This window comes from Enterobacter sp. JBIWA003, assembly GCF_019968825.1.
Taxonomy (GTDB): Bacteria; Pseudomonadota; Gammaproteobacteria; order Enterobacterales; family Enterobacteriaceae; genus Enterobacter; species Enterobacter quasiroggenkampii.
Genome location: NZ_CP074170.1, coordinates 3478844 through 3494815 on the forward strand (window position 1 = coordinate 3478844; position 15972 = coordinate 3494815).

Sequence of the window (15972 nt, forward strand, 5' to 3'; positions counted from 1 at the left end):
CCACATCTCAGGGTTTATGCCCTGGGCAAAAAACTCGACGAGCTTTGCAGATAGTCAAAGAACCATCTGATGATGAAGCTGAACTCTGGAATGAGCTGCGATTTCTGCCAGTCTTCACTTTTGGAGAACCCGGTGAAGGTATCCAGGAAGAACAGGATCGCGGCCACAATCAGCACGCCTCGTAATGCCCCGAAACAGATCCCGAGCACCCTGTCCGTTCCTGACAGACCGGTTTTCTCGACCAGCTGACCTATCACGTAATTCACGATAGCGCCGACAATCAGCGTTGCGATAAACAGCACCGCGATAGCGATTCCATTTCGGACCAGTTCATCTTCAAAGCCCGTGAACCAGACAGACAGGTAAGTGTAGTAATGACTGGCGACAAAGAAAGCACAACCCCAGGTCACCAGCGATAACGCTTCACGAACAAAGCCACGGATCAGGCTAACCAGACAGGAAAAACCAATCACCGCAATGATGGCGTAATCAATCCAGACCATATGTGTCCCACGATTTAACGCCCTGTCATCCAGTTCGGGGCGAATTCTAACAGAAAAAGAAAACGTTTGCGTAGGGATTTCCTTCCCGCGCGTAAATAAAAAAGGCGCTGAAAAAATGTTCAACGCCGTGGCTTATCGCCTCTCTCTTAAAGGAGCAGGTCGTACTTAGTTTGCGCTGTAGCCCATCACCACACCGCTCAGGCCGGAGATCTGCTTCAGTTCACCCAGCGACCCTTTCAGTTTGTCTTTAGACGCTTCTGGCCCCACGAGGATACGGGTAATTTTACCCTGCACCGGCGTGGAAGGTGAAGTGTAAACACGATATCCCGCACTGCGCAGTTTGCTTACGACCTCGTTAACTTTATCGGCATTTTTCAATGCACCGAGCTGCACCACGTAGGCTTTACCCGTTGGGGCAGCAGCGTCCTGCTGCGTCGGTTTTGCTGGCGGAGGCGTCTCTGACGCCGCGGCGAGCTGTTCTGCCGCTTTATCGCGCTGCGGTTTCGGCTGCGGCTTCTCAACCGGCTTCGGTTTTTCAACCGGTTTAGGCTGCTCGACCGGCACAGGATCGATATCGCTGTTGCTCGTGGCCGCCAGGCGAGACGGGTCGAGCGACGGTGCGGCGGCATCACCCGCGCGCACCTCTTCCGCCGCGCCTTCCGGTGGCTGAGCAGGCAGCGCCTGCGTCGCCGCGGGCAGCATATCCGGCTCATCGCGGTCACCCGGTTTCGGCACCAGCGGAATCGCGGCAAACTCATCCTGATAATGCTTTTTCTGCCCGTCGAGCAGCCCGGGAAGAATAATCACCCCGAGCGCGACCAGCACAATGGTTCCTGTTAAACGGTTCTGAAACTTACTCGCCACCGGTTCTCCCCGCGTCCATCACTTCCATGACATGTGCCACCGTGTGGAATGAACCACACACCAGCACGGTATCTTCTGGTTTAGCATCCGCCATCGCGGCATGCCAGGCCTGCGCCACGCTACTGTAGATTGCGCCTTTGCCGAGATGTTCCATCAGCTGCTCAGCCGTCGCGCCGCGCGGCCCCTCCAGAGGAGCACAATACCAGCTATCGACCACACTCTCCATGCAGGCCAGCGTCCCGCCGATATCTTTATCATGAAGCATACCGATAACCGCCAGCACGCGCCCGGTTTTTGGTAACGATTTGAGACGTCCCGCGAGATACGCCGCAGCATGGGGGTTGTGCGCCACATCCAGGATCAGGCGCGGTGACTCGCTCACAATCTGGAAACGTCCGGGCAGAATCGCGTTTTGTATGCCCTCGCGGATCGCCTGTTCGCTGACCACGAGGCCGCTGGCGCGCAGTGCCGCCAGCGCGGTGGCTGCGTTTGGCTGCGGCACCTGGGGCAGCGGCAGGTTGTCGAGCGCCCCCTGCGCATCGCTAAAGCGCCAGCCGTTGTCCTGAACCTCATACTGCCAGTCAACACCGCGGCGCAGCAGCTGCGCGCCCTTCTCGTTCGCCACGTCAGCAATGGTATGCGGCATATCCGGCTCGCCAACCACCGCGGGCTTATTTGCCCGGAAAATACCGGCCTTCTCGCGGCCGATACTTTCACGATCGGGCCCCAGCCAGTCGACATGATCCAGCGCGATGGAAGTCACCACCGCCACGTCCGCATCCACGATATTGGTCGCATCAAGACGTCCGCCGAGACCGACCTCAAGGATCACCACATCCAGCTGCGCCTGTTTAAACAGCCACAGGGCCGACAGGGTGCCGTATTCAAAATAGGTTAATGAGATCTCACCGCGTGCGGCTTCAATTTCAGCAAACGACGCCGTATGCGCGGATTCCGGCAGCTCGCGGTTCTGTACGCGAACCCGCTCGGTGTAGCGTACCAGGTGTGGGGAGCTGTAAACGCCAACCCTGTAACCCGCCGCCATCAGGACGGATTCCAGCGTACGGCAGGTCGTGCCTTTGCCGTTGGTTCCCGCGACGGTGAACACGAAAGGCGCCGGTTTGAGCACGTCAAGACGCGCCGCAACCTGGCTTACGCGTTCAAGCCCCATATCGATGGTTTTACTGTGCAGGTTTTCCAGATAAGAAAGCCACGCGGCCAGGGGCGACGTGGCTTGGGGAATGCTTTTATTTTCCATAATGCCCGGTTGTCATTAACAGATTAGAAAGCAAAAGGGCAGCGCCAACCGGCCCTGCCCTTTTCAGTTATCAGGCCTCGGGTTCCTGATCCGGTACCACCACGCCTTCGCGCGGTTCATCCGGGTTCGGCGCTGGCAGATTCATCAGCTTCGCCAGGATGCTCGCCAGCTTCAGGCGCATTTCCGGACGGCGGACGATCATATCGATGGCGCCTTTCTCGATGAGGAACTCACTGCGCTGGAAGCCCGGCGGCAGTTTTTCACGAACGGTCTGCTCGATAACGCGAGGACCCGCAAAGCCGATCAGCGCTTTTGGCTCAGCGATGTTCAGATCGCCCAGCATCGCGAAGCTCGCGGAAACGCCGCCCATGGTTGGGTCGGTCAGCACGGAGATATACGGCAGACCGCGCTCCTGCATCTTCGCCAGCGCTGCAGAGGTTTTTGCCATCTGCATCAGCGACATCAGCGCTTCCTGCATGCGCGCACCGCCGGAAGCAGAGAAGCAGATCAGCGGACAGTTGTCTTCCAGCGCCTGCTCAACGGCACGCACGAAGCGCGCACCGACCACGGAGCCCATTGAGCCGCCCATAAAGGAGAACTCAAACGCAGCGGCAACAGCCGGCATCCCGTGCAGGGTGCCTTTCATGACGACCAGCGCGTCTTTCTCGCCGGTCTCTTTCTGTGCAGAGGCCAGACGATCTTTATATTTTTTGGAATCGCGGAACTTCAGCACGTCTTTTGGCTCAAGCTCGCTGCCCAGTTCTACCAGAGAACCTTCGTCCAGCAGGCTATGCAGGCGGTTGCGCGCCGACATACGCATATGGTGGTCACACTTCGGACACACCTCAAGGTTGCGCTCCAGCTCTGCGCGATACAGAACCTGGCCGCAGCTATCACACTTCGTCCATACCCCTTCAGGAATGCTCGCTTTACGCGTTGGGGTAATGTTGCTTTTAATTCGTTCAATCCAGCTCATTGATAACCTTTCTGCCTGAACCTGGTCGTATGCCAGTTTTGCTATAAGAGGCGAATAATGCCATTTTTGCCTCCAACAGACCATGAATGTTGCACATTAAAACATAACAGCCCGAAACTTTGGATAAAAAAGTGGTCGAACCGCCAGTGTGCATTTACTTCGCTTGCTTTGCCGCCGCACGTTTATGACGAATGATTTCGATAACGCCCGGCAGTACGGAAAGCACAATAATCGCTACAATCAGTAACTTAAGATTTTCCTGAACCACCGGGAGATCGCCAAACAGGTAGCCTGCATAGGTAAACAGCAGCACCCACAACAGCGCCCCCACGACGTTATACATGGCAAAATGACGATAGGACATATGTCCCATTCCCGCCACAAACGGTGCAAATGTGCGCACAATAGGCACAAAGCGCGCAAGGATAATGGTTTTTCCGCCATGGCGTTCATAAAACGCATGGGTTTTGTCTAAATAGCTGCGACGGAAAATTTTTGAATCCGGATTACTGAACAGCCGCTCACCGAATACGCGTCCAATCGTGTAGTTGACCGCATCACCGACGATGGCGGCAATCACCATCAGCACCACCATAAGATGCACGTTCAGATCGTTGGTGGGCAGCGCCGATAACGCCCCGGCAACGAACAGCAGAGAATCCCCCGGCAGGAACGGGGTTACAACCAGCCCGGTTTCACAGAACAGAATGAGGAACAGAATAGCGTAAACCCAGACGCCATACTGCGCGACCAGCTCCGCCAGGTGAACATCAATATGCAGGATGAAATCAATTAAAAAACGAATTACGTCCATATTGTCTAAGCCCTAATTGCACCTTTGTTTAGTCCGCTAAAAACAGCGGACCCATTGGCGGTTTCGGCAGGTCAAACCGATCCGGATAGTCTACCGAGACCAGATACAACCCTTCCGCTTTCGCCGTGGCTGCCGCAAGCGTTCTGTCCTTCGCTGCCAGCAGGTCTGCAATCCAGCTCTCCGGCTGGTGTCCGGCACCCACTTCCATCAGGCTGCCCACAATATTCCGCACCATATGATGTACAAAGGCATTGGCTTTGATATCCACCACCACATACGCGCCAAAACGGCTGACGTTGATGTGCATGACGTTACGCCACGGCGTGCGGGACTGACACTGCACCGCACGAAACGAGGTAAAGTCATTCTCCCCAATCAGACACTGCGCCGCGCGATGCATACGTTCCGCATCGAGCGGTTCATAAAAATGCGTCACGCCCTGGCTTAACACCGCCGGACGCAGACGCTGATTGTAGATGACATAACGGTAGCGACGCGCGGTGGCGCTGAAGCGCGCGTGAAAATCATCCGGCACAGCTTTCACCCAGCGCACCGCAATGTCACCAGGCAAATTCGCATTTACACCCAGCGTCCAGGCGGCATCCTTACGCATGGCGGTGGTTTCAAAGTGCACCACCTGCCCCGTGCCGTGAACGCCCGCATCCGTACGGCCTGCGCACAGGACGTTAATCGGCTCGTTTGCCACCTGAGAGAGCGCTTTCTCCAGCTTCTCCTGGACGCTGCGCACCTCATTCTGACGCTGCCAGCCATAATATTTACTGCCATCGTACTCAATACCGAGGGCAATTTTATGAACCGGCTTTTGTTCCACGTCTGACATCAGTACAGGTACTCCTGCACCAGTTTTTCAGCGATCTTGACCGCCATCAGCGCGCCGCCGAAACGAACGTTGTCGGCAACGGACCAGAACTGGACCTGCTCCGGCATACCGTAGTCGTTACGTACGCAGCCAACGGAAAGATGCGCGCTGCCGGTGGCATCGCCCACCTGGGTCGGGAACTCGCTCTCTTCAGAGAGGACGATATCTTCCCCGCGGCCAAACGCATCGCGCGCCTCTTCTGCCGCGAGGGGACGCAGCGCTTCAAAGCCGACCATCTGCGCGTGACCGTAGAAGACCGGGGACTGCACGACGTTTGCGGAGATCATCAGGCCATCGTCCTGCAGAATTTTACGTACCTCATCAACGATACGACGTTCTTCGCGCACGGAACCCTCGCGGTCCGGCAGCAGCGGCAGCATGTTGAACGCCAGCTGGCGGCCAAAGAAATCATCTTCGTCAATCGGAATGCCGTTCAGCAGCTTCGCGCTCTGCCCGGCCAGCGCGTCAACGGCCTTTTTGCCGTTTGCGGACGCGGACAGCAGACTGGTGACGGTAATGCGCGACAGGCCGCCGTCGTCGATCAGCGGTTTCAGGGCGGTCAGCAGCTGGCTGGTCAGGCTGTTCGGTACCGCAATGACGTTACGGTTGCGGTAATCAGCCAGCACAAACGGGTTCACGTCCGGCACCACCAGCGGCACATCCGGCTCCATGGAGAACAGGCCGCTCAGGTCGATGACCAGGCAGCCTGCGTTGGTCGCCTCTTCAACGTACGCCGCAGTGGCTTCAGCGCCTGCGGCGAAAAACGCCAGCTGCGCCTGCGTCCAGTCGAACGCCGCCGCATCCTGAACCATGACGGATTTACTGTTAAAACGCAGATGCTCACCCGCGCTATCCGTTCGCGCCAGCGCATAGATATCGCCCACCGGGAACTGACGCTCAGCAAGCGTTTCGAGCAGGGCTTCGCCCACGGCACCCGTGGCACCTAAAATGGCAATGTTCCAGCCTTCAGACATGGTGGTTTACTCCAGAAATAAAAAAGCGTCCCTGTCGGAGTATCCGACAGGGAGCATTAAGAAGACATTAATGCGCCGGGTGATGAACGGCGTTAAACCCCAGCTTGTGCAGCAGCGTCGCCGCCGACGCGTCGTCGCACATGACATACAGGGAAGACCACTCGCGGCGCTCAACGTAGTGCTTGCGCAGCTTATCAAACTCACCCGGGATCCCCGCCACTTTACGCAGCAGCGCATCATCGCGGCGCACATCATACACTAAATGCACCAGCCTTTTCAGCGTTGCCTGATCGAGCGGGCCGTGAAGGGTAATGCGGCCAAATTCAGGCGCGGGAAGTAAGGTATCCAGCGCCACCTGCTGCGGGTGACCGATAAAGGCGCTGTAGGCCTCGAAGACCTGCGTCGTGCCGCGGGCTTTCCCTTCGAGGGCATAACCGGCGATATGTGCGGTGCCCACGTCCACCTTGTTAAGCAGCTCAACGTTGAGGTCCGGCTCCGGCTCCCAGACGTCCAGCACCACGCTGAGGTCTTGTCCTTCGTTCAGACACGTCAGCAGCGCGGCGTTATCGACTACCGGACCACGACAGGCATTTATCAGAATAGTGCCAGCCTTCAGACGGCGAATGAGCGCCTCATCGGCAAGATGCAGCGACTTATACGGCCCCTCTTTAAACAGCGGCGTGTGGAACGTCAGCACGTCACACTGTTCAACCAGCTCGTCCAGCGAGCGGAAATCCCCGTCATCGCCGTTGTCTTTGCGCGGCGGATCGCACAGCAGCGTACGGATCCCTAACGCTTCCAGGCGCTTTTGCAGGCGCCCGCCGACGTTACCCACGCCGACAATCCCCACGGTGCGGTCTTTCAGCGCAAACCCGTCGCGCTCGGCCAGCATCAGCAGCGAGGAGAAAACGTATTCCACGACGGCAATCGCGTTACAGCCCGGAGCGGCGGAGAAACCGATTCCGGCCTGCTTCAGCCATTTATCATCCACATGATCGGTCCCTGCCGTTGCGGTCCCAACGAACTTAACCGCCTTACCGGCGAGCAACGCCTCATTTACTTTGGTCACCGAGCGCACCATCAGGGCGTCGGCGTCGTCCAGTTCGTTGACCGGGATTGGGCGACCAGGAACAGCCTTAACGTTACCCAGGCGGCTAAACAGCTCACGGGCGTAAGGCATATTTTCATCAACGAGGATTTTCACGTCTGAGTACCTGTTTGAGAGGAAGAAAACCTGCCAAGTGTGCCATAATCTGGCCGCCAGGCATATACGTCTGCCAGGTTTACGCTGAGTTTTGACTTTAAGGATTTTTGACGATGCAGCCCATTTCAGGTACGCCGCCACGCCCTCCGGGTGAAGGCCCTGTCACGCCAAACGTTGCCGGTGAACAACCGCTATCCACGCAACAGCGCACCGTGCTGGAGCGACTGATCACGCGCCTGATTGCGCTGACTTCGCAGCAAAACGCGGAAGTCTGGGCCGGGGTGAAGCATGATTTAGGCGTGAGGAACGACGCACCGCTGCAGTCGCGTCATTTCCCCGCTGCCGAGCAAAACCTGAACCAGCGTATTACGACCGCGCAGCAGAACCACACCACGCGCCAGATTGTTTCTCAGCTGACGGAGCTGCTGGGCCAGGGAAATAACCGCCAGGCGGTGAGTGATTTTATTCGCCAGCAGTATGGTCAGACCGCGCTGGGCCAGCTGACGCCCGATCAGCTTAAAACCGTGCTGACGCTGCTGCAGAACAATGAGCTGTCGATTCCGCAGCCGCAGGTACGTCCGGCGACCGAGCGTCCGCTGCTGCCCGCCGAGCACAATACGCTCAAGCAGATGGTGACCAAGCTGGCCGCGGCCACCGGCGAGCCGACGAAGCTCATCTGGCAATCCATGCTGGAGCTGTCCGGCGTGAAGGCGGGCGAGCTGATCCCGGCCAAACAGTTTACCCATCTGGTGACCTGGCTCCAGGCACGCCAGACGCTCAGCACCCAGAGCGCCCCGACTCTGCATACTGTCCAGGCCGCACTGAAACAGCCGCTTGAGCCGCACGAGTTCGAGGTGATTCGGGATTATGCCCAGCAAAACTGGCAGGCCACGCCGCAGACGGTACTGACTACCGCGCAAGTGCAGGACCTGCTCAACCAGATCTTCGTTCGCCGCGCCGAGCGCGAAGGCGGCGTGCCGGAGGTGAGAAATGTTCAGCCGATTTACAGCCCGCTGTTTGCACCGGTCGTGGAGACCTTCAGAACACTTTCTGCGCGCCCGGGATTGATGTTTATTGCACTGCTGATTGCGCTGGCGATTTTCTGGCTGGTTGCCTGATATTTTGCCCGGTGGCGCTGCGCTTACCGGGCCTACAACGGCTCGAACCGTAGGCCGGGTAAGGCGCAGCCGCCACCCGGCAACAAAGACTCACGTTCTGCGAAACGCCACCAGCGTCACCACGATCCCCACCACCGCGGAAACCGCACCGGCCAGGAAGACGGACGGATAGCCAAACGAGGTCGCTAACAGCCCGGCCAGCGGCCCGGTAACGCCGTATGAGATATCCTGAAACGCCGCATAGCCGCCGAGCGCCGTCCCGCGCACCTGCGGGGCCACGCGCTTCACCACTTCAACGCCCAGCGCCGGGAAGATCAGAGAACAGCCGCAGCCGGTCAGCGCCGCACCCAGCAGCGCCACGGATGCCACGGATGCATTCCACAACAGCAGAAGACCGATGGTTTCAATGACCAGCGACGCCACCGCCACCGTCACGCCGCCAAAGCGATCCGGCATCCAGCCAAAAAGCACGCGCATCAGAACAAACGCGCCGCCAAACGCAGTAAGCGTAAAACCGGCCATCGCCCAGCCGCGGCTCATAAAATAGAGCGAGACGAACGTCCCTATTACCGCAAAACCCACACCCTGCAGCGCCAGGCCCAGGCCCGGCTGCCAGATTTGGCCGACCACGCTCCACAGGGAAGGACGCTCGCCTTTGTGCGCGGGCACCTTACGCACCGAGCCGTTAAACGCCCATGCCACCAGCGGCAGCGCCATGGTGGTGGCAGCCAGCGCCGCAAAACCAAACTGGCTGTTGATCAGCAGGCCAAGCGGTGCACCGGCGGCCAGCGCGCCGTAGATGGCCATGCCGTTCCAGGACATCACCTTGCCGGAACGTGCTGGCCCCACCAGCCCCATTCCCCAGGTCAGGGTGCCGGTCAGCAACTGGCTTTCACCGAAGCCAAGAATTAAACGGCCCAGCACCAGCAGCGCAAATTTATACGCCGCGTCGACCGGCAGAAGTGCCGCCAGCAGCCAGGCGCCGCCCGCCAGCCCGCAGGCAAACATCCCCTGCAGCGCCGAGCGTTTGGCACCGTGCTGATCCGCCAGTCGTCCGGCATATCCGCGGGTTAATACCGTGGCTAAAAACTGAATGCCCACGGCAATGCCGACCATGGTGTTGCCATAGCCCAGCTCCTGATGAACGAACAGCGGGATCACCGGCAGCGGCAGGCCAACGGTCATATAGGTCAGGAATACCGCAAAGGCGATACGGAACAGCGAGACGTTCGCTGAAGGGGTTGTTTCTGTTTGAGTTACTGCAGTCATGCTTTACTCCGAAATGAAGAGTAAGGCGGGGAAATGCCACGCCCCCTCTACCTGATTATCAGGATTAAGGTGCGTTGGTTGACGTTAAACGCTTACGCATTATCGTGAGGATAATGTTGAGTGGTGAAGTTTGCCTGTGAGATCAGCTGCTTGTCAATGCATAAAAAAGGGAGCCTTATGGCTCCCCTTCTGAATCAAACATAAAACTTATGCTTTCAGCTTACGCATGACCAGCGTGGCGTTGGTGCCGCCGAAACCGAAGCTGTTGGACATGACGGTAGTCAGCGTCGCTTCCGTTGGTTTGGTCACGATGTTCAGGCCAGCAGCCTGCTCGTCCATCTCTTCGATATTGATGCTTGGGGCGATAAAGCCGTTTTCCAGCATCAGCAGAGAGTAGATCGCTTCCTGAACGCCAGCCGCACCCAGAGAGTGACCGGTCATGGCTTTGGTCGCAGAGATCGCCGGGCTGTTGTCGCCGAAGACTTCGCGGATCGCACCCAGCTCTTTCACGTCGCCTACCGGCGTAGAGGTACCGTGAGAGTTCAGGTAGTCGATTGGGGTGTCAACGCCGTGCATCGCCATCTTCATGCAGCGCACCGCGCCTTCGCCGGATGGCGCAACCATGTCGGCGCCGTCAGACGTTGCACCGTAGCCCACGATCTCAGCATAGATGTGCGCACCACGTGCCAGGGCGTGCTCCAGCTCTTCAACCACAACCATACCGCCGCCGCCCGCGATAACGAAACCGTCACGGTGCGCATCGTAGGTACGGGAAGCTTTGTCCGGGGTCTCATTGTACTTGGTGGACAGTGCGCCCATCGCGTCGAATTCGCAGGCCATTTCCCAGCCCAGCTCTTCGCCGCCGCCAGCAAATACGATGTCCTGTTTACCCAACTGGATCTGCTCAACAGCATTACCGATGCAGTGCGCGGAAGTCGCACACGCAGAGCTGATGGAGTAGTTCACACCATGGATTTTGAACGGGGTCGCCAGGCATGCGGAAACCGCAGAACCCATGGCTTTAGTCACCACGTACGGACCTACCGCTTTCAGACCACGCGGGCTACGCATTGCGTCAGCACCAAATACCTGCGCTTTAGATGAGCCGCCGGAACCAGCGATCAAACCCACGCGCGGGTTGTTCTGATAAACCTCTTCGCTCAGGCCAGAATCTTTGATCGCTTCCTGCATGGAGAGATAAGCATAAATAGAGGCATCGTTCATGAAACGAACCACTTTGCGGTCAATCAAACCGGTGGTGTCCAGTTTGACGTTACCCCATACGTGGCTACGCATACCTGAATCTTTAAACTCTTCAGAGAAAGTGATCCCGGAGCGTCCTTCACGCAGAGATGCCAGGACTTCCTGCTGGTTATTACCGATGCTGGAAACAATGCCCAGGCCAGTAATCACTGCACGTTTCATTCAATACCTCTGTAAGTCGCACTATAGTAAGTTTCGAGTCGCACAATAGCGTACACTTGTACGCCGAACAAGTCCGATCAGACATTTTCTGCGGAAATTTGCACCGATGGACTCACATCGTTAAGATCGTGCCACTGCCTGTCAGACGAGTAACTTACGTGAAACAAAACGCTATACAACCCGCCAACCTCGAATTCAACGCTGAGGGTACACCTGTTTCCCGAGATTTTGATGATGTCTATTTTTCTAATGATAACGGACTCGAAGAAACTCGCTATGTTTTCCTCGACGGAAACCAGCTCAGTACCCGCTTCCCGGCGCACCCGCGGAGCCTGTTTGTGGTCGCGGAAAGTGGATTCGGTACCGGGCTGAATTTTTTAACCCTCTGGCAGGCGTTTAACCAGTTCCACGCTGCTCACCCCGAGGCTACGCTACAAAGATTACATTTCATCAGTTTCGAAAAATTCCCGCTCACCGCGCACGATCTGCGGCTTGCCCACCAGCGCTGGCCGGAGCTTGCGCCCTGGGCGGAGCAGCTTGAGGCGCAGTGGCCGCCCCACATCGGCGGCTGTCATCGTCTGATGCTGGACGACGGACGCGTCACGCTGGACTTATGGCTCGGCGACATCAACGACCTGACCGACAGGCTCGATGATTCGATGAATCAGAAGGTCGACGCGTGGTTCCTGGACGGTTTTGCCCCTGCCAAAAACCCGGACATGTGGAGCCAGCATCTGTTTAACGCGATGGCGCGGCTGGCTCGCCCTGGCGCAACGCTTGCCACCTTCACCTCGGCGGGCTTTGTCCGCCGTGGGTTGCAGGAGGCGGGCTTTACCATGCAGAAGACCAAAGGCTTTGGCCGCAAACGCGACATGCTGGTCGGCAGGATGGAGCAGACGCTGGACATCCCCGCTCAGACGCCCTGGTTTGCGCGCCGCGCGAGCGCATCGCGCGACGTGGCGATCGTTGGCGGCGGGATCGCCAGCGCCCTGCTCTCGCTCGCGCTTCTGCAGCGCGGCTGGCAGGTCACGCTCTACTGCGCTGACGACGCGCCCGCCAGCGGCGCGTCCGGCAACCGTCAGGGGGCGCTCTATCCGCTTTTAAGCGCGCACGACCCGGCCCTGTTCCAGTTTTTCCCGGCAGCGTTTACCTTCGCCCGTCGCCTGTATGACGCGCTTCCGGTGGCGTTCGACCATGACTGGTGCGGCGTCACGCAGCTTGGCTGGGATGAAAAGAGCCAGCAGAAGATCGCGCAGATGCTCTCTCTGGGCCTGCCCGAAGAGATTGCCCGCGCGGTGAGCGCGCAAGAGGTGAAAGACACCGCTGGCGTGGAAACCGGGTGTGGGGGCATTCAGTATCCGCTCGGCGGCTGGCTGTGCCCGGCTGAACTGACCGCGGCGGTCATTGCCCTGGCGCAGTCGCGCGGGCTGACGGCGCATTATGCTCACACCGTTGAATCGCTGAGCCGAAGCGAGCGCTGGAATCTGCGTTTTGCTGATGGCAAAGCCGTAAGCCATGCCAGCGTTGTGCTGGCAAACGGGCATCACATCAGCCAGTTTATCCAGACAGAAACGTTGCCGGTTTATCCGGTCGGCGGCCAGGTAAGCCACATTCCGTCCTCCCCCGAACTGAGCAAACTGCTTCAGGTGCTGTGCTATGACGGCTATCTGACGCCGCAAAATCCCTCTAACGGCCATCACTGCATCGGGGCCAGCTATCATCGTGGCGAAACGGAGATGCACTACAGCGAGGCGGATCAGTTGCAGAACCGCCAGCGCCTGATTGACTGTTTCCCGGATGCGGCGTGGGCGCAAGAGGTCGACGTTAGCGAGGGTGACGCGCGCTGCGGCGTGCGCTGCGCCACCCGCGATCATCTGCCGATGGCGGGCAACGTGCCGGACTACGAGGCGACGCTTGCGGCCTATGAGGATCTGGCTGAACACCAGGAAACGGCGGTGACTTCACCGGTCTATCCAGAGCTGTTTATGCTGGGCGGACTGGGTTCCCGCGGGCTGTGCTCTGCCCCGCTGCTGGCCGAAGTGTTAGCCGCGCAGATGAGCGACGAGCCGATTCCGCTGGACAGGGTCACGCTTGCGGGTCTGAATCCGAATCGATTATGGGTACGGAAACTGCTGAAGGGGAAGAAGGTTAAGTAGGGCGCGGTCTGGTGCCCTCACCCTAACCCTCTCCCACAGGGAGAGGGAAGAGAAGGCGGCGGCTTAGCGTTTAGCCTGCTGGAACAGGTTGTCCCACATCCCCAGCACCAGAGACTGGTCGCGCGGAGAAAGTTCCCCGGCCTGAATGGCTTTCTCCAGACTGCGGGTCACTTCCTCATGAACAGCGTCGGCAGAGTGATCGTCACCTGCTTCCAGCTCAGCTACCGCGAGCGTCAGGTGACCACGCAGATAACCGCTGGCGAACAGCTCATCATCGCTGGCGTGTTCCACCATGTCATCAATTAACGCCAGAATGCGTGATTCAAATTCTGCGATCATCTTCTTTCCTCTGTTAAAGATCTTCCGGCCAAGGGAAGCATTCCGCCGTGATCACCGGCGTGTGGTAATAATTCTGTAAGGCCTCAATCAGGCGCGCCGGACGTTCCGGGATGCCTTTCTCAAGATAGTCCATCACCTGCGCATGCACGCGGCGCTGGAAGACGATACGGTCTGGCTCGAAGTCGCCTTCGAGGTTGTCACAGCTCACGTTGAACGGGAAACCCGCCGCGACGCAGAATAGCCATTCCAGCGCCTGCGGCTTCACTTCCACATCCTCAAACTGCCCCTGCGTTGCGGCGTCACGCCCGTCCGGGCAGTACCAGTAACCAAAGTCCACCAGCTCGCGACGCGCTTTTCCGGCGATGCACCAGTGCGAAATTTCGTGCAAACCGCTGGCGTAAAAGCCGTGCGCAAAGACGATGCGGTTATACGGAACCTCTTCATCAGCAGGAAGATATATCGGTTCGTCGTCGCCTTTAATCAGACGGGTATTAAAATCGTCAGCAAAACAGCTGTCGAAAATCTCAATCAGCTGTTCGTATTTATGCGTACTGTTCATTAATGCATCCCCAACCAGGTGAGGATCTCCTGTCCATGGCTGTCATAAAGAAGTTTGGCGCTCATTACGGCCGAGACGATGACGATCATCGGTCGAATCAGCTTTTGTCCTTTGCTTAATACCAGACGCGAACCCGCGCGCGCGCCCAGGAACTGCCCTGCCATCATGACGAATCCGGTTGCCCAGATGACCTTGCCGCCAATGATAAACAGCAGCAGGCCGCCGAGGTTCGACGTCGCGTTGAGCACTTTGGCATGAGCGGTCGACTTGGCGAGGTTAAACCCGGCCAGCGTCACGAACGCCAGCGCGTAAAACGAGCCCGCCCCCGGGCCGAAGAAACCGTCGTAAAAGCCGACGCAGCCCCCGGCAATCAGGGCAAACGGCAGACCGTGCAGACGACGCTGGCGGTCTTCCTCGCCGAGCTTCGGCATCAGCAGGAAATAAAGCCCGATGCAGATGACCAGAACCGGCAGGATCTGGCGCAAAATATCTGACTGCACGTGCTGAACCAGCAGCGCGCCCGACGTGGAACCGATAAAGGTCATCAGGATATTGAGCTTCTGGTCGGCCAGGCTCACCACCTTGCGGCGGATAAAATAGAGCGACGCCGAGAGCGAGCCGCCGCAGGCCTGCAGCTTGTTGGTGGCAAGCGCCTGCGCCGGGCTCATGCCCGCCGCCAGCAGCGCGGGTACGGTTAATAACCCACCGCCGCCCGCAAGGGCATCAATAAAACCGGCCAGCATGGCCACGAAGAACAGCACCACCAGCAGCAGCGGTGACACCATAAACAGATCGACGAAATTATCCATTAAAGTACATGCTCATCCAGTAGCGCCTGGCAGGAAGGCGGCAACGGAGGCGGTGTCTTCTTCTCAGGCTTAGAGGTTCCAGGTTTTGCCGGTTCAAACCAGCTTTGCAGTTCCGCACCGCAGCCATCGCCTGGCGGCGGAAGCGGCTGATCTTCACATTCCAGGCTGTTCGCCGGGCAACGCAGGCGAACGTGCATGTGCGCGCGATGCTGGAACCACGGGCGCACTTTGCGCAGCCAGTCGCGGTCCGTTCCGGCATCCAGGCAGAGCTGCTGCTTGATGGCCGGGTTGACGAAAATCCGCGTGACGTCGTTATCTTCTGCCGCCAGCTTGATCATGCTGGAGACCTCTCGCGTCCACAGGGACGGCACAACGCGCTTGCCGTCGCTCGCCACCAGATCCAGCGCCTGCGGCTTCAGCAGCTGCGCTGAACTCCAGCGCGCTTTCGGCAGCTGCAGGAAGATATCCACATCCAGCCCGGTCTGGTGACTGGCGTGTCCCCCATTAAAACGCCCGCCGGCAGGCATCCCCATATCACCGATCAGCATCGTGCCCAGCCCCAGGTTATGCACCTGGTTGCCAAGACGCTGAATAAACAGCACCAGATCCGGGTGGCCAAAATAGCGACGCTGGTCGGTACGCATCACCTGATAGGTGTCTGATTGCAGTGGAAGTTCCTGCGCGCCGACGATACAGCCGTTGGAAAAGGCGCCGATGGACTGCGCGCTCCCCGCCACCGGGTGGGTGATTTTTTGCCATGGCGTCGCGGCCAGACTGGCTCCACTGGCCAACAGCGCCAGCAGAGCAATTGCGGTTTTTTTCAT

At 58.5% G+C, this 15972-nt stretch carries 16 protein-coding genes; 2 read left to right on the plus strand and 14 right to left on the minus strand.

From position 1 onward, the window contains the following. Positions 1–14: 14 nt before the first annotated feature. The 8 genes from cvpA to pdxB form a co-directional block, all read right to left on the minus strand. Positions 15–503, minus strand: a complete 489-nt coding sequence (gene cvpA / locus KGP25_RS16655; protein ID WP_000262116.1) for a colicin V production protein — start codon at positions 501–503, stop codon at positions 15–17. Positions 504–668: 165 nt separating this feature from the next. Continuing rightward, positions 669–1367, minus strand: a complete 699-nt coding sequence (gene dedD, locus KGP25_RS16660; RefSeq protein WP_045908737.1) for a cell division protein DedD — start codon at positions 1365–1367, stop codon at positions 669–671. Continuing rightward, entirely contained in the window at positions 1357–2625 is a 1269-nt protein-coding gene (gene folC / locus KGP25_RS16665) for a bifunctional tetrahydrofolate synthase/dihydrofolate synthase (RefSeq protein ID WP_196365139.1), read from the minus strand. The genes dedD and folC overlap by 11 nt, the downstream gene beginning before the upstream one ends. Positions 2626–2695: 70 nt before the next feature. Further along, positions 2696–3601, minus strand: coding sequence for an acetyl-CoA carboxylase, carboxyltransferase subunit beta (gene accD, locus KGP25_RS16670; RefSeq protein WP_023312564.1), 906 nt, complete (start codon positions 3599–3601; stop codon positions 2696–2698). 154 nt (positions 3602–3755) lie between these two features. Then, positions 3756–4415: a DedA family protein gene (locus KGP25_RS16675; RefSeq protein WP_008502599.1), complete on the minus strand. Its 660-nt coding sequence runs from the start codon at positions 4413–4415 to the stop codon at positions 3756–3758. A 28-nt stretch (positions 4416–4443) separates the two neighbouring features. Further along, a complete protein-coding gene (gene truA / locus KGP25_RS16680) occupies positions 4444–5256 on the minus strand; it encodes a tRNA pseudouridine(38-40) synthase TruA (protein ID WP_223539310.1) in 813 nt (270 codons plus the stop codon). Further along, positions 5256–6269, minus strand: a complete 1014-nt coding sequence (locus KGP25_RS16685) for an aspartate-semialdehyde dehydrogenase (RefSeq protein WP_024908943.1) — start codon at positions 6267–6269, stop codon at positions 5256–5258. The genes truA and KGP25_RS16685 overlap by 1 nt, the downstream gene beginning before the upstream one ends. A gap of 67 nt (positions 6270–6336) precedes the next feature. Continuing rightward, positions 6337–7473, minus strand: a complete 1137-nt coding sequence (gene pdxB / locus KGP25_RS16690) for a 4-phosphoerythronate dehydrogenase PdxB (protein ID WP_223539311.1) — start codon at positions 7471–7473, stop codon at positions 6337–6339. Positions 7474–7586: 113 nt separating this feature from the next. Here pdxB and flk point away from each other — a divergent pair, with 113 nt between their 5' ends. After that, on the plus strand, positions 7587–8591 hold the full coding sequence (flk, locus tag KGP25_RS16695) for a flagella biosynthesis regulator Flk (protein ID WP_063622179.1): 1005 nt from the start codon (positions 7587–7589) through the stop codon (positions 8589–8591). Between the two features lie 90 nt (positions 8592–8681). Here the strand turns inward: flk and KGP25_RS16700 are convergent, their stop codons facing one another. Continuing rightward, a complete protein-coding gene (locus KGP25_RS16700) occupies positions 8682–9860 on the minus strand; it encodes an MFS transporter (RefSeq protein WP_223539312.1) in 1179 nt (392 codons plus the stop codon). Positions 9861–10067: 207 nt separating this feature from the next. Then, positions 10068–11285 carry a beta-ketoacyl-ACP synthase I gene (fabB, locus tag KGP25_RS16705; protein ID WP_014832795.1) on the minus strand — a complete coding sequence of 406 codons (1218 nt, stop codon included), beginning with the start codon at positions 11283–11285 and terminating at the stop codon, positions 10068–10070. 158 nt (positions 11286–11443) lie between these two features. On the opposite strand from fabB, the gene mnmC reads away from it, so the two are divergent. After that, entirely contained in the window at positions 11444–13441 is a 1998-nt protein-coding gene (gene mnmC, locus KGP25_RS16710) for a bifunctional tRNA (5-methylaminomethyl-2-thiouridine)(34)-methyltransferase MnmD/FAD-dependent 5-carboxymethylaminomethyl-2-thiouridine(34) oxidoreductase MnmC (RefSeq protein WP_223539313.1), read from the plus strand. Between the two features lie 63 nt (positions 13442–13504). Here mnmC and KGP25_RS16715 read toward each other — a convergent pair whose 3' ends face one another. The 4 genes from KGP25_RS16715 to mepA are packed head-to-tail and all read right to left on the minus strand — an operon-like array spanning position 13505 to position 15972. After that, positions 13505–13780 carry a YfcL family protein gene (locus KGP25_RS16715; RefSeq protein ID WP_008502607.1) on the minus strand — a complete coding sequence of 92 codons (276 nt, stop codon included), beginning with the start codon at positions 13778–13780 and terminating at the stop codon, positions 13505–13507. 13 nt (positions 13781–13793) lie between these two features. After that, positions 13794–14339, minus strand: a complete 546-nt coding sequence (locus KGP25_RS16720) for an elongation factor P hydroxylase (RefSeq protein WP_223539314.1) — start codon at positions 14337–14339, stop codon at positions 13794–13796. After that, the gene (locus KGP25_RS16725; RefSeq protein WP_045908744.1) at positions 14339–15148 is read right to left on the minus strand and encodes a sulfite exporter TauE/SafE family protein; all 810 of its coding nucleotides are present in this window, start codon (positions 15146–15148) and stop codon (positions 14339–14341) included. Before KGP25_RS16725 ends, KGP25_RS16720 begins: the two co-directional genes overlap by 1 nt. After that, positions 15148–15972: a penicillin-insensitive murein endopeptidase gene (gene mepA, locus KGP25_RS16730; RefSeq protein WP_069720435.1), complete on the minus strand. Its 825-nt coding sequence runs from the start codon at positions 15970–15972 to the stop codon at positions 15148–15150. The genes KGP25_RS16725 and mepA overlap by 1 nt, the downstream gene beginning before the upstream one ends.